The organism is Flavobacterium sp. FlaQc-48 (assembly GCF_044007335.1).
In the GTDB taxonomy this organism is placed as follows: domain Bacteria; phylum Bacteroidota; class Bacteroidia; order Flavobacteriales; family Flavobacteriaceae; genus Flavobacterium.
Genome location: NZ_JBIPCR010000005.1, coordinates 382912 through 404311 on the forward strand (window position 1 = coordinate 382912; position 21400 = coordinate 404311).

Genomic DNA, 21400 nt, shown 5'->3' on the forward strand with positions numbered 1-21400 from the left:
TTTAAGTTTAAAGGTTTAAATTCTGATCTTTAGGATATCTCACCTTATAACTAATTCTGAATTTCTTGTTTTCATTGGCTTTCAACTGCAATTGCCAGGTTAGGATTCCCGTTTCTGTATTTACTTTTGCACCATCACTTTGCAACAGCTCCACTTCAATGTCTTTATTGGTGCTTAATGGATATTGGTCTTTCAATAACAATTCAACAGCTTCCTTTTTATTGTTTCTTACCGTAATATCAAAAGTAAAGGTTTGTTCTTTTTTGGCAGATAAAAACTTAGTTCCGGATTTATCAGCCACTTTTTCTCTTTTTATCGAAACCTTTTTATCACGTCCCATGCTCAGGTTCAAAGTATCGCTGGTTTGATTGGGCTCAATAAAAGTTTTCCCCACATACATACCTTCAAAAATAATATTGGCTTCCCCTCTCAATAAATTGTATTTACTGTAATCCGCAATTTCAGCCAATAAAAAAGCTTCATTCTCTACTTTTGGAACGGCATAAAATTTATAGGTTGCCGGAAGTTTTATTTCTTTTAATGATACACTATGGATTTTTCCATTTGATAAAATATCGTATGGAATATCAATATCAAAAGAAATATTCAGCTGGTTTTCTGCTACGGTTGTATAATTCGAAACAGATGATTCTGCTAAAACGGGTGAAGGCATCGCTATTTTCTCCATTTCGTCGCTTGTTTTCTGCAAATCTTTGTACATACTTCCTTGTATCTGGTTCCTTTTGCTTATTCCGTAACCAGTAGTAACAACTCCATTATAAGCTGCCTGATTGGATAGAAACCACGAACTCAGAATAGGCGCCTGGTTATTTTGATTAGGCTGGCCACTGGACAAAGTCAGTTTTACTTTTTTCCAGTCAATTCCGGTGTTTTGAACCACTTGTGCTTTGTACATCATGTTGATCGGGGCATTTACACTTTCTGTTCGCAAATCATAAAAAGGCGACCAGGATGCATTATTGGTCAAATATGATATTTCTAGCAGAACTGGTCCGGCTGCATTGTTCATTACCTGAACAATCAGTTTTCCAGAGGAGGTTTTCTCTTCTTTACTGGTATCAACTTCAAGTTTGTTATTTAGTTTTTGAAGTGTTTCATCCAGTTTTTGCTTTTTTTCTGTTAGCGTATTAATGTTGTTTGCAATTTCAATTTGCTTGTTTTTATAATAGTCTGCCATTTTCATTAATTCGGCAACATTTAATCCGGAATTTGCTCCGGAAATCTGTTGGTTTTTATCTAATAACTGAATGGTTTTGGTTTCAGCATTTATGGTGTTATTTACTTTCAGCATTTCTTTCTGAACCAAAACAATACTGTCACGAACTCTTTTTAACAAAGGCGATTTTGAATCTGTTTCATATTCTGAAATGTAATTATTGGTAAACTGAACCGATAGAACCGTTACACTTGCGGGAGCGCCAATTTGTATCGAACTTTCATTTAAGTCTACTGCCACATTTTTAACTACAAGTTCGCTTGTTCCTAAGGGTAAAGAAGTACTTGCCGTTTGAGAAATTTCGGCAGCATTAAAATATACAGTGGCCGCTTTTACTTTTGCAGTTGTAAATATTGGTTTTTGGGCAAAGGCAATAATGCCAAAGAATAATAAGAGCGCTGTTGCTTGTTTTTTAATCATGGTCATGGTGTATAATTTATTGAAAAAAGATTTGTGTTACGTGTTACTCTATGTAATCTAGTATAGGTTTTTCTAATGCTTCTGTATAACGAGCGAGGTCTTCCTGCAATTCTTCCATTGAATCTCCACGAGGCGAAGTTGGTTTTTCACCAGAACCAAGAACCTTGCCTGCATCGTCATAATAGACTTCGTAAATAGCAAGACTATCTTTATGTTGCATTACTCTGTATTCCCAGGCCATTCATTTGTTTTTTAAGGATTTATATTACAAATATAGATAATTAGATGGGGTTTTAATAGTAGATCAAAAGAATGATTTTCTTTTTAGAATTGTCAATCGTTTTTTCGATTACCCCAAAGAACTTTTCATTCACCATTGGACAGCCCAGGCTATTACAAATAGGATTTAGCTGTTCTCCAAAAGGAACGTCTGAGTATTTGTGAAGTACAATATTCCGGTCAAATGCATTGCTGTTTGTTGCATCTAAACCATACAATTTGTAAGCTTTTCCAAATCTTCCGAAATACGAATTTCCAATTGCATATTTACCTAAAGAACTGCAATTAGAATCCTTTGCATTGCTGAATTTTAATTTTCCGGGAATTCCTGTTTCAGATCCGGAACCGTGTCCGGCCAAACCTTTGCCGACTAGTTTGTTGTGCTTTAAATCATAAATAAAAAACCGATTTTTTCCGGATTCAATCTTCATGTCTAATAAAAAGACAACATCTGAATTGTATTTCGAAGATTTCCCCAAAAACCTCCTGATCTCAGTTGTCTCACTTTTTAGTTTCTCTTCGTAGGAATAAACCGGTTTTGAATTTGTAATGATTTCTGGCTTTTCTTCTTTATTTCTGCAAGCAAAACTCACATAGAAAACACCAAAGGCAAGTAAAATGAACAGGCTCTTTTTCATGATTTATTTTTCAATTGTATACCCTTTAACTTTTGCAAAAGCAACAATTGATGAATTGATTGTGTTGCCTAAATCGTCTTGTTTTTTAGTTTTTTTAGATTCACTGTCAAGGTATTGCTGACGTTTTTTTGCCAATAAACTTATTTCTTTCTGAATCGTTTCTCTTTCTTTTGTTTTTTCGGTGACTATCTTTTGCAATTCGGCCGTGCTTTTGTTTTGAAGTTCTGCCGGTAACTCCTCCTTTTTAATTTTTGAAAGTGCCGAGGCATCCTCTTTAGTCTTGTCTACCAAATCCCAGCTTTCATTTTTATAAACTGCTTTTGATTTACTTATGGCTCGATCTGCATAATTGGCATTCGAAACCGTTTTGGCATTTTGGTCCTGTGTGACCTGATTCATTTTTTTTGCAGCTCCTTTAGCACCATAATTAATATAAGTTTTATTCATTTTCTCATCACATTTGGTAATTTCGTCATCATAAGGAGTTGCAATATATTGCACAGACTGGTTAGAATCAATGTTGAAATATTTTCCTTTTCCGCGATCGGCCCCGTCTTTCCAAAGTATGTTGATGCCTTCGGTTTTATTGCCGCAAAAAATCGTATTGACGTAAATGTCATTTTTTAAAGCATTGCTTATGGCTTCTTTATAACTAATTTTTCCCTGATTGAATTCTTCATTGCCTGCAATGTAAATCAGCTTCATATTGTTGTTTTCAGTCGCCCATTTTAGTTGTTTTGTCGCATCCTGAATTACAGCACCGCAATATTCGTTTCCGCCATTGGTGTGCAGGGCGAATAGTTTTTCTGAAATTAAATCCAGATCTGTAGAAAGCGGGGTTACCTGTCTGATGTAATTTGATTTTTCAGATAAACCATCATTTCCATATTCATATAAAGCAATTTCGATATCCGGTGTTTTTCCTTCATATTTTAAAGTCGTTAAGGTATTCACGATGTTCCATAATCTGGATTTAGCCTGATCAATTAATCCGTCCATGCTGCTCGAAGTATCGAGTAAAAGTGCAACTTGTATTTTGGTAGTAGCCGAAGCCGGTTTTTCGATTTTAGTTTTATTTTTCGGATTTGCATTAGCGTCAGTACAGCCTGCCAGGCAAAGTGCAGTGGCAAAAATCGCGGAAATAAAAAGATTTGATTTCATAATTTTAGTTTTTAATTGGATGATTACAGATCAAATTTAAAAACTTAAAAAGCCCTTTTTTTGCACAAATGGTGAAACGGTATTTTGACTTGGTGAAATGCAGTCAGATTAATGATTTTGTCTGGCAGTGTTTATATTGAGCGGTTTTAAATCACCATTTGAAGTAACCAGAATAAATTCCTTCTCTGTTTTTGAAACGGGTTTCTTTTCTCTGTTAATTGCTATTTTAACTTCGTACTGTATTTGAATAACCGGTTCTAGCACAGTTGGATTAAGCACAAAATCAAACTCTTTATTAAATACAGGCTGGTAATAAAGCGTAACCGATTTGCTAACCTGATTAATATTGGCTGCTTTTTTTAAGTTTAAAGAAGAACTATTGTAAGCCTCATACGATTTATACATTTCTACAGGTAAGTTTACGAGGTAATCATCTGTGATTTTTTTCTCCGTATTCGTAAATGTCTCTCCAAGCAGCATTTCATAGTTTTTTATTTTTTCCTGAATCAGAAGTTTTGCTTTGTTCATCATTTCTTTCTTAATTGTTTCCAGTGTATTCGAGAAGTAATCGACCCTTACCAGATCGTATATTTCATTAGCAGATAAAATGGCGATAAACTCATTCAACTGATTGGGATCAGTATACTTTATATGAATGTTTTTCTTTAATTCAAACCCCGCCGGCACTTCATTATACGTTTTACGATTAAAAACTTTTTTTTCTGTTTCATATTCATAAACGGGAACAAATGAAATCATATCGACAAAAGTCTCAACGCCTTTTTTAAGTTTAATTTCATGCAGGGCGTTCGTAATTCTCTGGTCAATTATTTCATTGACCTCCTTAGTCGTTTTACCGGTTTGTGTTGTGCTGAAAATGGCAGTGTAAGCGTCTGCTTTAATATTGGCAAGCCCTTTTACGCTTACAAGAATATCGGCATTTGGAGTAAAGTTGATATTAATAGTATTGTTGGCAGTATATTGCTGATTTTGATAATTGATATTTCCCGAAGCCTGAGCCATTATAAATGAAGAAAATAGTAGGGTTAAAAAGGTAAAGAATAGTTTTTTCATGATGACAGTTTTTAAGATTAGTCGTCAAATGTATTGATCGAAAAAACGTATTTTTGGCAGAATGGGTCAACAGGTCGTTTGACTTGGTGAAAAATATAGGATGGGAATTTGAAATTAGGTTACTTTACACTTTCAAAATAAGGTATTTGTGAAACGTCATTGGTTAATTAGTTTTAGTGTGCTTTGTGTAGTACTATTGTTTCCACAACGAACAATAGCGCAGGCAATGCCTGTGCAGAAAGCCGAAAAAAGCAAACAGGTCAAAATCAGTAAAGCGGCAGAAGATTTATCTGTTTCATTGAATGAAAATGATGAATCAAAAATTGCCCTGAATTACGAAAGGCTGGCCAATGAATTTTTAAATAATGGTGATAATGCCAAAGCCGAGGACTATTTTAAAAAGGCCTTAAACAGTTATACCAAATTAAAACTGACTGATGATAAAACCCGTGTAACACGCAGCCTGGCCAAAGTACAGGAAAACCAGAAAAATTTTGGCTCGGCCATTAAAAATTACGAAGTCGCAGGTGCATTGGCAAAAGACGTTTCTGAAGAAAAGATAAATTTAAACGATGCTAACCGACTAAGAAGCAAGGCAAACCCTGCAAGTCAGACGAATTATGTCGATTCTAATATTGAATTGCTGAAAAAGGAAAATAAAAGTCAGGAAGTTACAGAAGCGTATGTTCAGAAAGCGCAAAATTCATTAGACTTAAATGATAAAAAGGTAGCTATAGAAAGCTATAAAAAAGCATTAGTATATGCAAAAGACAAACCCGAGTCGGTAATTAAAATCAAAAACGAGATTGCAAAAGTATATGCCGGCGACAATCAGTTTGATAAAGCCGTTAGTATAAATGAAAAACTACTTGCCGAAGCAAAGACCAATAACGATTATACTACAGAAATAAAACAATTACAATCGCTGGCTTCTCTTTATTTTGAAAAAGCAGAGCCGGAGAAAGCAATTCTTTCCCTCAAAGAAGCCTATAATTTGTCATTCCAAAAAGGAAATTCGGCGGAAGCCAAAAAAAGTTTGTCTTCATTAATTAAATATTACAAAACAAAAGGCGAGGACAAAGAAAGTATGGCATTGTACGAACAGTTTTTTGAAAACTTCGAAAAGCTCATTCATTCTGATACCACTTTAATCGATGCCAAAACATTTCAGATCACTGAGGATAAAATCCGCCAGCTCGAAAAAGAAAAAACCTTAAAAGATGAATTGATTACCAAGAAGAATACGTTCAATTATTTTCTTTTAGGATCAATTTTATTGCTTTTGCTCTTGTTTGGTTTTATCGTAAAAGCGCTGTATGCTATTAAAACCAAGAATAAAGAAATCGCATTGCAATCGTTACGACGTGAAATGAACCCGCATTTTATCTTTAATAGTTTAAATAGCGTGAATCAGTTTATATCTGAAAATAAAGAACTGGAGGCGAATAAATACCTGACTTCTTACTCGAATTTAATGCGGGATATGATGGAAAATTCGAACAAAGATTTTATTTCATTGGATAAAGAAGTCGAGCAATTAAAAAAATACCTGGACCTGGAACATTTGCGTTTTCAGGATAAGTTCGATTTTACCATTACCGTTGATGAACATCTGGATGCTGAAAGTGTTTTTATACCCAATATGATTATTCAGCCACATTTAGAAAATGCAATTTGGCACGGCTTGCGCTATCTGGATAAAAAGGGATTCTTACAGCTTAAGTTTGAGCTTATCGATAGGAAAGTTGTTGTAATTATTGATGATAACGGAATTGGTCTGGCTAAAAGTCAGGAACTTAAAACAAGCAATCAAAAAGCACATGAATCACGTGGACTGAGCAATACCAAAGAACGGATAGGTTTACTGAATGAATTGTATAAAAAGAATATTGCTTTTGAAATCAAAGAAAAAGCATCACCGGAATCCGGAACAATAGTAGAAATTGTTTTTCCATTAATTGAGGCAATATGATGACGTTTCAGAAAATAAAAAGTGTAATCGTAGAAGATGAATTGGCGGCTCGTGAAGTGCTTAAAAATTATTTGAGTAAATATTGCCCTCAGGTTGAGGTTGTGGGCGAAGCACAGAATATTAAAGAAGCGGTTCCGTTGCTACACGACATACAACCGCAATTGGTTTTTCTGGATGTTGAAATGCCGTTTGGGAATGCTTTTGATGTTCTCGAAGCCTGTAAAGACTTGCAGTTCGAAACCATATTTGTAACGGCTTTTTCTGAGTATTCACTAAAAGCCTTAAACCAAAGTGCGGCCTACTATTTGCTCAAACCTATTAGCATCGAGGAATTGATAGTTGCGGTAAACAAAGTACAGCATCAAATCATGAATCATGAAATCTTTAACAGAAATAAAATTATTGTAGAGAATTTTCAGGAATCAAAACCTGAAAAGCAACAAGTGATTTTGCCCACACTCGAAGGTTTTGAAGTCGTAAAAATGGAAGAAATCGTTCGCCTTCGCGGAAACGGAAATTTTACGGATTTGTATCTGAACAATGGAGGCAAAAAAATGGTCTGCCGATTTTTAAAACACTTTTCTGAAATTTTACCTTTGCCATTTATACGCGTTCATAAGTCACATATCATCAACCTGAATTGCGTAAAAGCTTATAATAAAGGCGGGATCATCACTCTCCATGATGGTGCAGAAATTGAAGTTTCACCCACTTACAAAGAAGAATTCTTAAAGAACTTTAAATGAGGTTTTTTCCGTGAAGGCAGCAGGCCACGAAGATTTATAGACAATATTGTCATCCTGACGCAGGAAGGATTACACGAGAAACCCCATAAAGAATGGGACAATCTTTGTCGATTCTCTTGTTCGATTTACTTTGTTTGTTCGGTATAGCAGGGAGCCTTTATGTCGAAATGACAAAATTTTGCGCTTTTAGCGCCTTTTCGGGCAATATTATATTAGTATTAAAAACTTAAAAGTAATACTCCCGCAAAGGCGTAAAGTTTAAAAATTATAAAAGAGAAAACTTTTTGCCTTTTGCGGCCATTACAAGTCAAATTCCTCTTCCATTGATAAAGAATCATTTTTAACTGCGGTTGAATCCGGAGCTTTTATTCTGATTAAAGAACGTGCATTGCCGGAAATATAAACGGGCATTTGGCCTATTGTATCTTCCGGAATTAAAAGACCGCGACGGAACATTAAATTCTTTAGAAACTGCTGGTTTTTTATAGCATAATCTTTCAGATTTCCCTGATCATTAAACTGGTACATGAATTTTCTCGGTTTCGGGATAATAGTTGCGAGGTACAAACATTCATCTACATTTAAAGCCGATGGGCTCTTCTGGAAATAGAAATGACTTGCTTCGCCAATTCCGTAAACATTTGGTCCCCATTCTATAATGTTAAAATACACTTCGAGCATTCTTTCTTTGCTGACCACGCGATTGTTTTCTAGAATATAAACCAATAGAATTTCTTCAAGCTTACGCGAAAGTGTTTTTTCGCGGGTTAAAAAGACATTCTTAATTAATTGCATACTAATAGTGCTCGCACCACGGGAGAATTTTTTAGTTCTGATATTTTTTAGAATAGACTGTTTGAAGGCTTCATTGATAAAACCGCGGTGGGAGAAAAAAGACGGGTCTTCAGTTGTTAGGACACATTTTCTTAAATAAGGCGAGATTTGATCCAGAGGCGTGTAATTGGGATTGGCATTTCCAACCAAAACCGGACGTTGCAACACGTTTTGTATAATGGCGCGATACACAAATTCGCCATTGAGTTTATTAAGATCGGCTTCTCCGTATTTGGTGATTTTTAAATCTTCCTTGTTGAGTTTGCTGTCAAAAACTAAAGAGTTTGGATTGTTCTGGTTGAATTTGAAGTCCAGCTTATAATCAAAATTTCCGGTGGCTTCCATTCCCTGAAAGTGTGTAAATAATCCGTCAGGCAATGAAACAATAAAATCCTGTGCCTGCATTTTTGGAATAGTAACTTTCAGGGTGTAAACCGTATCTTTTTCGGTACTATAAGAAACGTATGGTTTTACTTTTATTTTGTTCAGCTGCATGGTTGAGGTGCTGTCGATCGATATAAAATCATCTCCCAGTAAAAAACGATAATCAAAACGTGCATTTTTAATGACCACATCTTTGCTGGCAATTTTAGGGTGATTGATTTTTAAATTAACAATAGAAGTATAGCCGTCAAGGTGTAATTCGCTTCCGTCTTTTTCGATATTCTGAACGTTTAAACGAATCGAATCAAAGCTTGCTTTTAAGTTGTAACGTTCGTCCAAATAGGGAACACGAATCGCTCCGGTATCTAAATTGAAAAAACGAATATCTGCTTTTTTATTTCTGGGGTCGGCAAATCCTTTTATGTTCCAGCGCTGATCAAAATCTTTGCTTTGAACATGAAGACTGGTTTCAAGCTGTTTGTTGTCTAAAACGAGTTTATTGACAGCGACAGAAGTCTTTTTTCCATTATCATCAATTCTGAAATTCAGATTTTCCAATTTCATATCCGTCGGGACCAGATTTAATAATTTAGAAATAATTCGATACGCAAAAGTGGCATATTTTCGTTTTTCATTTTTATCAGAATCGGCTTTGTCCTTTTTTAAGAAAGCATCAAAGTTACGGGTATTTCCTTTTTTGACTAACTGAATATAGCCGTTATTGACTTTTAAAGTCCCAATTTGTACATCACCAATTAATAAGCTGGATAAACTGATACTGGTTTCAATTTTTTGGATGTGACACAGTGTATCCGCATTTTTTGGCACCAGGATAACATCTGTTAGTTTAATGCCGGATAATCCGTCAAATGAAGCCGTTTTTACAGAAAATGTACTGTTGTATTCCGTATCCATTTTAGTTTTTACTTTTGTAATTGCTTTTCTTAAAAGGGCATCACGAAAAAAGTAGAAACCTAAAAAAAGCACTATTAATACTATTGCAAGTATTAATAGTGCTTTGTATATTTTTTGTTTTGGAAATTTCATAAAGTAAATTTATAACAATATTATCCAAAAAGAATACCTGCTACATCTTCAATTTTAGCCACAAGCTCAATTTTGATTCCCGTATCCTTTAATGCAATTTTGTTGTACTTAGAGACAAAAATAGTGGTAAAGCCTAATTTTTCGGCTTCCTGAATACGCTGATCTACCCGGTTTACAGGGCGAATTTCTCCGGAAAGACCCACTTCTCCCGCAAAACAAAAACCTTTTGTAACCGGAATATCTTCGTTTGAGGATAAAATCGCAGCAACAACCGCGAGGTCAATTGCAGGATCGTCGACAGAAATTCCTCCGGTAACATTCAGAAAGACATCTTTTGCGCCTAAACGAAATCCGGCCCTTTTTTCTAAAACGGCCAAAATCATATTTAAACGTTTGGCATTATATCCCGTTGTACTTCTTTGCGGGGTTCCGTAAACTGCCGTGCTAACCAGCGATTGTATTTCGATCATCAAAGGGCGCATGCCTTCAAGAGTAGAGGCAATGGCAGTTCCTGATAATTCTTCGTCTTTGTGCGAGATCAATATTTCTGAAGGATTACTGACTTCGCGCAAGCCGCTTCCCAGCATTTCGTAAATTCCCAATTCGGCAGTTGAGCCAAAACGGTTTTTGAGTGAACGTAAAATGCGGTACACGTGATTTCGGTCACCTTCAAACTGTAAAACGGTATCGACCATGTGTTCCAGTATTTTAGGTCCGGCGATATTCCCGTCTTTTGTAATATGGCCAATTAAAATAACCGGAATGTTGGTTTCTTTGGCAAACTTGATCAACTCGGCTGTAGTTTCCCTAATTTGAGAAATACTTCCGGCAGTTGATTCAATATAATCGGTATGTAAAGTCTGAATAGAGTCGATAATGACAATCTCCGGCTGAATGGCTTCAATTTGTTTAAAGATATTCTGCGTTTTTGTTTCTGTCAGAATGTAACAGTTGTCACTGTCCGGTGTGATTCTCTCAGCACGCATTTTTATCTGCTTCTGACTTTCTTCGCCGGAAACATATAGGGTTTTATAAGGCAATTTTAGTGAAATCTGAAGCAAAAGTGTACTTTTTCCAATTCCGGGTTCACCGCCCAAAAGCGTCAGGGATCCGGGAACAATTCCACCACCCAAAACACGGTTCAATTCGCCATCAGTAGTATTCATTCGAATTTCCTGAGTAGAATCAATTTCATTAATTTTTAAGGGACGGGGAGCTTTTCCGCCTGATGCAGCAGGTTCGCTTTTCCAGGCTACTTTTTCCTGCTTCTGAATGATTTCTTCGGCAATAGTATTCCATTCTTTGCAGGCATTGCATTGTCCCTGCCATTTGGCATATTGGGTTCCGCAATTTTGGCAAAAAAAGGAAGTTTTAACTTTAGACATTATTTAGTGGTTTTTTCAAGTGTTTTCATCTGGTCGATTTTCTCGTACATTAAATCTTTGTTTAAATCGCCAATTGGTTCCATTTGTGAGGCATTCTGGTATTTTTTTGAAGCTCTTTTAGGATCTCCCATTTTTTCGTACATCAATCCTAATTCGTATTCTCCTAACATGGCTTTCGGGTAATTTACATTTCCAATTTCGGCCATTTTTCCTAATTCATCATAAGCATTCTTTTTCAGTATAAGAGTTTCAATAATTTTGAAATCACTTATTCTTACCGGAATCTGAACGCCCATAACTTTAGACATTACATTGTATTTGTTCTCCAGATAATCTGCGTAACCCGTTTCAAGAACTGCAATTTTAGTATTGTACTCGGCAGAATTTATAGGTCGGTACACTTCAAATATTTGATATAAAGCGCTTGGAATGGCATGTAAGACCTGAGTGTAATGTGTTGTGCCTTTGAATAAATCGTATTTGTAATTTACTAACGGATTATTGGCAATTTTAATATTGCTGTCTAATTTTTCAATAGGTTCTTTGATCTTTTTATTGTCTCCGTCTGCTACGGATAAATAGTAAAATAAGGGTTCTGTTACTTTGGCAAATTTTTCAGGAATTCGGACTTCCATTTTATTAGCAAGTTCGGGGCTAAAAGAAATGTAAGCATTAAAAAGAGGCTTTTCCTTATACAAATAAAAATTGATAAAACTTGCTGTTACATCATGGCCTGCAATAATTCTAAAAGGCGATGTGCGGTATTTTTTTTCGATATAAGGAACGAGTTCGCCACCAATAAATTCAAAAAAGTCAGCTCCTTTTTCAAAAGGAAGTCCTGTGTTTTGATCAATTGTAGTATCGTCTTCGCGTTCTTCATTTTTATTTTGATGAACACCTATGATAATTACTTCCGGTAAATCTCCCCAATAGACACCGTAACTTAAAGCCCCGGAGAAAGGATCAAACAAATAATCTCCATCTAATAAATACAAAACCGGGTATTTTTTATCCGGATTAGCTTCATAAGATTCTGGCAGGCCAATAGTTATTCTTCGTTCTGTTCCGAGTTTTTCAGATTTAATGTTGTCAAATTTTTTCTGAGAAAAGACAGAAATTGAAATTAAGGTAATAAGTAGGTAAACTTTTTTCATGAGTTGGGCATTTCAGTGAATTAAAAAGTATTGAAATAGTGTAGCAATATAATACTTTATTTGCTTTTTTGTTTATGTAGGAATTTAAAAAAGCAATGAAATTATGCGATTAAACCTATTTTTGGTTTAGACAAAAAAAATCTGGCTTGTTCAAACAGAAATTTGACAAATCAGATTTTTTTTTTTAATATAAAGGAAAAAATTACGTTAACGAATTATCGTTTTCATTAGGGAAAATGATCCATGGTTTGAAGGTTTTTGCTTCTTCAAATTCCAGGGTGGCATAGGATATAATGATAATGATATCGTCTTTTTGTACTTTTCTTGCGGCAGGTCCGTTCAGGGTAATTTCGCCTGAATTTTTTTCTCCTTTAATAGCGTACGTTTCAAAGCGTTCGCCATTATTAATATTTACAATAGATACTTTTTCGCCTTCAATAATGTTTGAGGCTTCCAGTAAGGTTTCATCAATAGTAATACTGCCAATATAATTTAAATCAGCTCCAGTTACTTTTACACGATGAATTTTTGATTTTATAACTTGAATTTGCATGGTGCAAAGGTAAATTAATTTAATGAAATGGTGTCAATCAACCTAATAGAATTAACAAATACTGCTATAAATGCACGGTAGTTTTTGTCTTTACTTTTATAATCTATAGGTAATAATGTGGATTCGTCAGCAATTACAAAATATTCGAGATCAAACCTTTCATTGTCTTTGAAAGAATTTTCTACAAATTTTATGGTTTCTTCAGGGCTGCTGTTTTGAAATATTTCTTTGGCTTCTGTCAATACCTTGTAAATAATCGCGGCTTCTTTTCGTTCTTCCGGTGTTAAACGCTCATTTCTGGAACTCATTGCCAGCAGGTTGTCTTCTCTGAAAATAGGGCAACCTACAACATTTACAGGTAAATGGTTTTTTTCGACCATTTTTTTTACGATCTGCAATTGCTGGAAATCTTTTTCTCCAAAATAGGCATTGGTTGGGGTGACAATTTCAAACAAACGTTTTACAATAGTTCCCACTCCGTTAAAATGACCGGGTCTGAATTTTCCTTCCATCTGATTTTCCAATCCGTCAAAATCAAATGACTGCGAAACGGTGTGCCCTTCATAGATATCATCGACAGAAGGTGCGTAAAGAATTATTTTGTCACTTAAACCTCGCATTTTTTTTACATCTTCTTCTAATGTTCGGGGATATTTGTCAAGATCTTCCGGATTGTTGAATTGGGTAGGGTTGACGAAAATACTTACAACGGTATCGTCGTTTTCTTTAAGTGATCTTTGCATTAAAGCCAAATGCCCTTGGTGTAAAGCGCCCATTGTTGGTACAAATCCGATAGTTGAACTTGCAGTTTTGATAGTTTTTAAATAGGCTATCAAAGCTACTTTACCGTAGAAAATATGCATGGCGGTATTATTAAAATTTAGTGCAAACATAATATATTAGTTATAAACTGCATAAATTTTTGTAATTTTGCAACGTTTTTATTACCAAAAATTAAGTAAAATACTATTATGAAAGATAAGAGGATATTATATGTATCATCTGAAGTCGTGCCTTATTTGGCTGAAAATGAGGTTTCTTTAATGTCTTATGACGTTCCGAAAATGATTAACGATCAGGGAGGTCAGATAAGAATTTTCATGCCAAGATATGGGAATATTAACGAGAGAAGACACCAGTTACACGAAGTAATTAGACTTTCAGGAATGAATTTGGTAGTGAATGACTTAGATATGCCATTGATTATTAAAGTCGCTTCAATTCCAAAAGAAAGAATTCAGGTTTACTTTATCGATAATGATGAGTACTTTAAGCGTAAAGCAACTTTTGCTGACGAAGAGGGAGTTCTGTATCCTGATAATGATGAGAGAGCGATATTTTTTGCAAAAGGAGTTGTTGAAACGGTAAAAAAACTAAACTGGGTTCCGGATATTATTCATGTTCACGGCTGGTTGGCGGCAATGTTGCCCATTTACATGAAGCATTATTATAAAAACGAAGCCCTGTTTTCTGAAACTAAAATTGTAACCTCTGTTTACGGGCAATCTTTTGATGAAAACCTCGATTTAGAAATGATAAATAAGGTTAAATTTGACGGGGTTCCGCATGAAGCAATCTCTGATTTAGAAACACCTAATTACGAAAACGTCTTAAAAGCTAGTATATTACACTCTGATGCTGTGATTATCGCGTCTGAAAATGTATCCCCAAGTTTAACAAAATTTATAGAATCTTCAGGAAAACCTTTTTTACCTTTCGCCACGAAAGATGCATTCGCTGAAGCGTATACAAATTTCTATAAAACGATGGGTCTTTAAATTTTAACTTTATTATTAAACATGTACAATACTTCTTTTATTAAGAAAATTCTATTGGTTGCAACAGTAGTTCTTTTATATTCTTGCGATAAAGATTTTAATGCGATTGGTGATGGTTTGATCGGAGACGATCATTTTGGTCTTGAGTCAGAAAAATATGATGTTTTAGCTTATAATCAGGAAGTAACCCCGGTTCAGTCAAATGGATTAACGCTTTATGGTTTAGGAATTTATGATAATCCGGTATTTGGATCGACTTCTTCAAATTATGTTACGCAGGTTAATTTAAGTGCTTACGCACCTGTTATTGGTGATGCTCCTGTAATAGAAAGTGTCGTGTTAAGTGTGCCTTATTTGAGTCATGCTACGGCAGCCGATCCTAAAGGAGGTAATGTGTATGCCCTGGATTCTATTTATGGGGATAAAAAAAACGGGAAACTTAAGCTGAGTGTATATGAGTCAGGTGTTCAAATGCGTGGTTCTTTTTTTAGCGGAGGAACGCAATTTCCTCAATTGTACTATACAGATCAGGATGCCGGTACAGATCCTGTAAATTTTGATTCCAGTAAAATTGGGGCAAGATTGAATGATGATGCAGATAAAACACAAAATGACGAGTTCTTTTTTAGTGCAGCGCAAAGAAAAGATTCAACAGTAGTGGATGCCGCTGCTGCTACAAAAACATATACCTATACTTATGTTGCGCCAGAAATGCGTTTGAATTTAAATAAAGAATATTTCCTTAAGAAGATTCTTCAGGCCGATGCTTCAAAGCTTTCTTCTGCGGATATTTTTCAGGAATACTTTAGAGGGTTGTATTTTAAAGTTGAAAAATCAGGGAGTAATCCAACAAATATGGCTTTAATAAATTTTGCGGGAGGTACTGCTAAGATTACAATAAAGTACAAAGCCAAAACCGCTATTACCACAGATCCTGATACTACAATGGAGGATAAAACCATAACCATTACTTTGGCAGGGGCATCAGCCGGTTTGCAACAGAGTACCAGAAGTGCTGATTATAATACTGCCATAACGAGTCCAAATAAAACGACAGGAGATGACAGGCTTTATCTCAAAGGAGGGCAGGGTTCACTTGCGGTAATTGAACTTTTTGGTAAAACAGATTTAATAGGATATGATGCTAATGGTGTTTTAGAAAATAAAGCAAACGGGGTTCCGGATCAATTAGATGAAATCAGAAATAATGTTAAAACGAAACACTGGCTGGCTAATGAAGCTAATTTTGTTTTCTCTATTGATGCAGCAAAAATGGCTTATAATCCTAGTGCTAACCCGGATAATTTAGCCTGGGAACCAAAACGTGTTTATTTATATGACTTAGATAATAATATACCAATTGCAGATTATTTGTCAGATGGTACTACAAGTGTAACAGCTGATGCTAAAATGACTAAGGTGATTTATAGTGGTATCGTTACTGTAGATGCTACTACAAAAAGAGGTACAAGCTACAAAATTAGATTAACGAGTCATATTCGTAATATCATAAAAGACGCTACTGTAAAAAATGTAAGGTTAGGTTTGGTAGTTACCGGAGATATAAATACAATAACTTCAAGTAAATTAAAACTTAAAAATGACGTTATTACAGATGCACCAAGAGCTTCAGTAATGAGTCCGTTAGGGACAATATTATATGGGGGGACTTCAAGTTCAAGCATTCCTGCCGGGAAAAAATTGCAACTTGAAATTTACTACACGAAACCAAATTAATAAATAATATATGTGTGGAATTGTTGGATATATCGGTCACCGAGAGGCTTATCCTATTGTTATAAAAGGACTAAAGCGGTTGGAGTACAGAGGGTATGATAGTGCCGGAGTCATGTTATATGACGATGCATCTGGTGTAAAAGTTTGTAAAACAAAAGGTAAGGTTTCAGATCTTGAAGCGAAGGCTAAAGAAGATCTGGATACCGCAGGAACTATAGGAATTGGACATACGCGTTGGGCGACCCACGGAGTTCCAAATGATGTAAACTCGCATCCGCATCTTTCTAATTCCGGAGAATTGGTTATTATTCACAATGGGATCATTGAGAACTATGCGCCACTTAAAGAAGAATTAATCAAAAGAGGATATACTTTTAAGTCTGATACAGATACTGAGGTTTTGGTAAACCTTATTGAAGAAGTTCAGAAGAAAGAAGGACTTAAGTTGGGTAAGGCAGTTCAGATTGCTTTAAACCAGGTAGTAGGGGCTTATGCCATTGCTGTTTTTGATAAAAAAAATCCTAACGAAATTGTGGCTGCCAGATTAGGTAGTCCATTGGCGATTGGAGTTGGTGAAGGAGAGTATTTTATTGCTTCTGATGCTTCGCCTTTTATTGAATATACTTCAAATGCAATCTACCTTGAAGATGGTGAAATGGCAAATATTAGACTGCACAAACCTCTTAAAGTCAGAAAAATTAAAGACGACTCTTTAGTAGATCCTTACATTCAGGAACTTCAAATGAATTTGGAGCAAATCGAAAAAGGAGGTTACGATCATTTCATGCTAAAAGAAATTTATGAGCAGCCAAGTGTTATAAAAGATACCTACAGAGGAAGGCTTCATGCAAATGAAGGTATCGTTCAGATGGCAGGTGTTGAAGATAATCTGGAGAAATTCTTAAACGCTCAAAGAATCTTAATCGTAGCTTGTGGTACTTCATGGCACGCAGGTTTGGTAGCCGAATATATTTTTGAAGAGTTTACCCGTATTCCGGTAGAAGTAGAGTATGCTTCTGAGTTTAGATACAGAAACCCAATTATCAATAAAAACGATGTAGTGATCGCGATTTCCCAATCTGGAGAAACGGCTGATACTATGGCGGCTATTAAACTGGCAAAAGAAAATGGTGCTTTTGTTTTTGGGGTTTGTAATGTGGTAGGTTCTTCTATTTCAAGAGAAAGCCATGCAGGTGCTTACACGCACGCAGGTCCGGAAATTGGAGTAGCTTCGACTAAAGCATTTACAACACAAATTACTGTTTTAACCATGATCGCTTTGCGATTAGGAAAAGCAAAAGGTACTTTGTCAAATCCTGATTTTCACGCTTATTTGCAGGAATTAGAATTGATTCCGGAAAAAGTGGCCGAAGCATTAGAAACCAACGACAGGGCAAAAGAAATTGCTGCAGCTTTTAAAGATGCACCAAACTGTTTGTACTTAGGTCGTGGGTATAATTTCCCGGTAGCACTTGAAGGGGCTTTAAAACTTAAAGAGATCTCGTATATTCATGCTGAAGGATATCCTGCAGCTGAAATGAAACACGGCCCGATCGCTTTAATTGACGAGCACATGCCGGTAATTGTAATTGCACCTAAACAAGGGCATTATGATAAAATTGTAAGTAATATTCAGGAAATAAAATCCAGAAGCGGAAAAATCATTGCTGTAGTGACCAAAGGTGACACTCAGGTTCGTGAATTAGCTGATTATGTAATCGAAATTCCTGAAACGTCAGATGCTTTATCTCCGTTAATTACGACTATACCTCTGCAATTGCTTTCGTATTATATTGCAGTAATGAGAGGTTGTAATGTAGATCAGCCGCGTAACCTGGCAAAATCAGTTACTGTAGAATAAATACTATATTAGATTATATGTTAAAAAAGCGAGATTTAGGTCTCGCTTTTTTTTATTGCCATATTTTTTTTCTTACCCCTGTATTTTTATTAAATCCTCAACTTTTTTGGATAAAATTATATGTATGCATAGTAAATGAAGCGCGCTGAGATTAATGTTTGATATTAATTTAATAAAACTCATTGCTAAATAGTTAAAATAGATGCTAAAATGGTATTGAATATTAATTTTTTTTAACATTTTTTTATTAATATTAAAATTATTTGTATTTTGGCTAGATAAACTAACCAAAAACAAACCTAAATGAGAGTATATTTACTAATTATGTTGTTTTTCAGCGGAATTTCCTTTGCGCAGAATACAATTACTGGTTCTGTTACTGATGGTAACAAACAATCTATTCCTGGTGCCAATGTAACCATAGTAGGGAACTCAGGAGGAGTTTCTACTGATTTTGACGGTACATTCAAACTGACTACTTCTTCAAAGCCGCCTTTTACGATTAAGGTTTCGGCAGTAGGGTTTGAAACGAAGACATTTACTATTACATCTTCAAATCAAAAAGTGGATGTCGTATTAAAAGATGAAGAAACAAAACTGGATGAAATTGTGGTTTCGGCTTCAAGAACTCCTGAAAGGGTAATTGAGTCGCCTGTTACTATTGAAAGAATGGGAATTCAGGAAATCAGGAATACTACAGCGCCTACTTTTTATGATGGTCTGGAAAACTTAAAAGAGGTAAATTTTAATACCAGTAGTATCTCTTTTAAATCCATTAATACACGTGGTTTTGCTTCTGTAGCCAATACACGTTTTATGCAATTGGTTGATGGGATGGATAACTCTTCTCCGGCATTGAATTTTGTGTTAGGCAACTTAATTGGTATTTCAGATATCGATGTGGCCAATGTTGAGCTTTTGCCGGGTGCTTCTTCTGCACTTTACGGTGCAAATGCTTTTAACGGAATTATGTTTATGAACAGTAAAAGCCCTTTTACTAACGAAGGAATAAGTGTTTATTATAAATATGGACAAACAAGCCAAAAAGCGGCAGGAACTAATGATTATAATGATTTTGGAATTAGAGCAGCAAAAGCTTTTACGAAACATTTTGCTTTAAAAGCCAATTTCACTTATATGGAAGCTACAGAATGGATTGCAGCAGATACAAGAAGTATGACGGGTGGTTCTGTAGGGCATGCCAATAATCAAAATTATGACGGATTAAATATTTATGGTGACGAGGTAACTACTTTTATTCCAAATGTGGGGCAGGTAAGCAGAACCGGATATCGTGAACAGGACTTGACAGACAATAAAGTTAAAAACGTAAAAGCAGATTTTTCTGCTCATATTAAGCCAACGGATGATACGGAAATTATCATGCAGTATAAAATTGGTTTAGGAAGTACCATTTATCAGGGAGCCAATAGATATGCCCTGAAAGATTTCATGATGCAACAAGGTAAAATTGAGGTAAAAGGAAAAAACTTTTTTGCGAGAGTATATGCTACAGATGAAGATGCCGGAAATTCGTATGATATGAGATTTGCCGCCTGGAATGTAAACAGAGCAGCAAAATCAGATCAGGAATGGTTTACTAATTATGCCACGGCATATCAGTTATCAGGTGCTGTAATGGGAACCAATGCAAATGAATCGGCCAATATTGCAAGAAACTTTGCTGATTATAATGTTCTTCCTGCACAAATTTCTTTTATTCCTAAACCTACAGGCCAGGCCAGATTTGAGCCGGGTTCAGTTCAGTTTAGTAATGCGCTTGCAACGGTTATTTCAAATCCTGATCTGACTCAGGGGGCTAAATTTATCGATCATTCAAAATTATACCACTCTGATGTGAATTATAATTTTAGAGATATGATTAAATGGGCAGAAATTCAGGTGGGTGGTTCATGGAGAGAATATGTAATGGATTCTGAGGGAACAATTTTTACAGATTACGACGGGCCAATTAGCTACAGAGAATATGGGGCTTATGGGCAATTGACTAAAAAATTCCTTGATGACAGATTAAAATTTACAGGATCCCTGCGTTACGATAAAAGTCAAAACTTCGATGGTAATTTATCGCCAAGGGTTTCATTTGTGTATTCTGCCGGAGCATCTAAAAGACATAACTTCAGATTGTCTTATCAGACAGGATTCCGTAATCCTACTACACAAGATCAGTACATTGGTCTGGATTTAGGGCCATTTGCGTTAATAGGCTCAGCTCCTGAAAATTTAGATCGTTTCCAGGAAACTGTAAATGTAAGTGCGGCAGGACAAGCGATTGCGGGTCAGCCTGCGACTATTGGAATGTCTGGTCAAAATGCTTATCGTAATGCATACACAGTCGCGTCTGTTCAGGCGTTTGCTGCTTCTGCAAATCCTGCTGATCTTAAAGTGGCTAATATCGGATTGGTAAAACCGGAACAGGTTCAGGCTTTTGAAGCGGGATACCGTTCAGTGATTCAAAATGATTTGTCAGTCGATTTAAATGTTTATTACAACATTTACAATGACTTCATGAATACTGCGAGGGTAATATCTCCGTATTACGGAACAGCAGGAACAGATTCTTCCAATCCTGCAGTACAACAATCGTATCAGGCATTGGCATTTGGTGACAGAAGAGTGTATCAGGTGTATACCAATACAACTGCACAGGTTTCTTCATTAGGTTTTGGAGTTGGTTTGTCTAAAAAAGTATACAAAGATTTTGAAGTAGGAGTAAATTATAACTACGCACAATTTGATTTTAACCAGGCAGATGATCCAAGTTTTATTGCAGGTTTCAATACGCCGAAACATAGAATCAAAGCGTCTCTTGGAAATGCTAAAGTGATTAAAAATTTAGGTTTTAATGTTAATGTGAGATGGAATACGGAATACTTATGGCAATCTTCTTTTGGAGATGGAATGGTTCCGGAAAACACTGTTCTGGATGCTCAGATCAATTATGCTTTTACCAAACTGAAATCAGTTCTTAAAGTTGGGGCAACAAACCTTTTTGGATCTGATTATATTCAGGTAATTGGAGCCGGGGCAATTGGTCAGCAATGGTTTGTTTCCTGGACAATTAATCCGTAATTATAAAGTAGTGAGATGAAGTGGATTTCTTTCTTTTGAATTTTTAA

At 35.6% G+C, this 21400-nt stretch carries 16 protein-coding genes; 6 read left to right on the forward strand and 10 right to left on the reverse strand.

The genetic code is table 11. From position 1 onward, the window contains the following. Nucleotides 1-7: 7 nt before the first annotated feature. The 5 genes from ACHRWY_RS11150 to ACHRWY_RS11170 all read right to left on the reverse strand — a co-directional run bounded on the left by ACHRWY_RS11150 (nucleotide 8) and on the right by ACHRWY_RS11170 (nucleotide 4809). Nucleotides 8-1657, reverse strand: coding sequence for a DUF4139 domain-containing protein (locus ACHRWY_RS11150; protein WP_395354630.1), 1650 nt, complete (start codon nucleotides 1655-1657; stop codon nucleotides 8-10). 43 nt (nucleotides 1658-1700) lie between these two features. Then, nucleotides 1701-1898, reverse strand: a complete 198-nt coding sequence (locus ACHRWY_RS11155) for a hypothetical protein (protein ID WP_395354582.1) — start codon at nucleotides 1896-1898, stop codon at nucleotides 1701-1703. A 52-nt stretch (nucleotides 1899-1950) separates the two neighbouring features. Continuing rightward, a complete protein-coding gene (locus tag ACHRWY_RS11160; RefSeq protein ID WP_395354584.1) occupies nucleotides 1951-2574 on the reverse strand; it encodes a murein L,D-transpeptidase catalytic domain-containing protein in 624 nt (207 codons plus the stop codon). 3 nt (nucleotides 2575-2577) lie between these two features. Continuing rightward, nucleotides 2578-3735: a hypothetical protein gene (locus tag ACHRWY_RS11165; protein WP_395354585.1), complete on the reverse strand. Its 1158-nt coding sequence runs from the start codon at nucleotides 3733-3735 to the stop codon at nucleotides 2578-2580. A gap of 108 nt (nucleotides 3736-3843) precedes the next feature. Continuing rightward, nucleotides 3844-4809: an SIMPL domain-containing protein gene (locus ACHRWY_RS11170; protein ID WP_395354586.1), complete on the reverse strand. Its 966-nt coding sequence runs from the start codon at nucleotides 4807-4809 to the stop codon at nucleotides 3844-3846. Between the two features lie 148 nt (nucleotides 4810-4957). Between ACHRWY_RS11170 and ACHRWY_RS11175 the strand changes: the two genes are divergently transcribed. Both ACHRWY_RS11175 and ACHRWY_RS11180 read left to right on the forward strand, forming a co-directional pair. Next, a complete protein-coding gene (locus ACHRWY_RS11175) occupies nucleotides 4958-6781 on the forward strand; it encodes a histidine kinase (protein ID WP_395354587.1) in 1824 nt (607 codons plus the stop codon). Beyond that, nucleotides 6778-7527: a LytR/AlgR family response regulator transcription factor gene (locus tag ACHRWY_RS11180; protein ID WP_395354589.1), complete on the forward strand. Its 750-nt coding sequence runs from the start codon at nucleotides 6778-6780 to the stop codon at nucleotides 7525-7527. Before ACHRWY_RS11175 ends, ACHRWY_RS11180 begins: the two co-directional genes overlap by 4 nt. A 300-nt stretch (nucleotides 7528-7827) precedes the next feature. Here ACHRWY_RS11180 and ACHRWY_RS11185 read toward each other — a convergent pair whose 3' ends face one another. The 5 genes from ACHRWY_RS11185 to panC form a co-directional block, all read right to left on the reverse strand. Continuing rightward, nucleotides 7828-9792, reverse strand: coding sequence for a transglycosylase domain-containing protein (locus ACHRWY_RS11185; RefSeq protein WP_395354590.1), 1965 nt, complete (start codon nucleotides 9790-9792; stop codon nucleotides 7828-7830). Between the two features lie 20 nt (nucleotides 9793-9812). Continuing rightward, nucleotides 9813-11177, reverse strand: coding sequence for a DNA repair protein RadA (radA, locus tag ACHRWY_RS11190; protein ID WP_395354591.1), 1365 nt, complete (start codon nucleotides 11175-11177; stop codon nucleotides 9813-9815). Continuing rightward, nucleotides 11177-12331, reverse strand: coding sequence for an alpha/beta hydrolase (locus ACHRWY_RS11195; protein ID WP_395354593.1), 1155 nt, complete (start codon nucleotides 12329-12331; stop codon nucleotides 11177-11179). The genes radA and ACHRWY_RS11195 overlap by 1 nt, the downstream gene beginning before the upstream one ends. 202 nt (nucleotides 12332-12533) lie before the next feature. Further along, on the reverse strand, nucleotides 12534-12884 hold the full coding sequence (gene panD / locus ACHRWY_RS11200; RefSeq protein WP_026727479.1) for an aspartate 1-decarboxylase: 351 nt from the start codon (nucleotides 12882-12884) through the stop codon (nucleotides 12534-12536). Between the two features lie 14 nt (nucleotides 12885-12898). Then, nucleotides 12899-13777 carry a pantoate--beta-alanine ligase gene (panC, locus tag ACHRWY_RS11205; RefSeq protein ID WP_395354594.1) on the reverse strand — a complete coding sequence of 293 codons (879 nt, stop codon included), beginning with the start codon at nucleotides 13775-13777 and terminating at the stop codon, nucleotides 12899-12901. 78 nt (nucleotides 13778-13855) lie between these two features. Between panC and ACHRWY_RS11210 the strand changes: the two genes are divergently transcribed. The 4 genes from ACHRWY_RS11210 to ACHRWY_RS11225 all read left to right on the forward strand — a co-directional run bounded on the left by ACHRWY_RS11210 (nucleotide 13856) and on the right by ACHRWY_RS11225 (nucleotide 21353). Next, nucleotides 13856-14662, forward strand: coding sequence for a glycogen/starch synthase (locus tag ACHRWY_RS11210; protein WP_056248169.1), 807 nt, complete (start codon nucleotides 13856-13858; stop codon nucleotides 14660-14662). Nucleotides 14663-14683: 21 nt separating this feature from the next. Continuing rightward, nucleotides 14684-16399: a DUF4270 domain-containing protein gene (locus ACHRWY_RS11215; RefSeq protein WP_395354596.1), complete on the forward strand. Its 1716-nt coding sequence runs from the start codon at nucleotides 14684-14686 to the stop codon at nucleotides 16397-16399. Between the two features lie 10 nt (nucleotides 16400-16409). Further along, nucleotides 16410-18260 (forward strand): glutamine--fructose-6-phosphate transaminase (isomerizing), encoded by a 1851-nt coding sequence (gene glmS, locus ACHRWY_RS11220; RefSeq protein WP_395354598.1) that lies wholly within the window; start codon nucleotides 16410-16412, stop codon nucleotides 18258-18260. Between the two features lie 303 nt (nucleotides 18261-18563). Next, entirely contained in the window at nucleotides 18564-21353 is a 2790-nt protein-coding gene (locus ACHRWY_RS11225; RefSeq protein ID WP_395354599.1) for a TonB-dependent receptor domain-containing protein, read from the forward strand. Nucleotides 21354-21400: the final 47 nt, after the last annotated feature.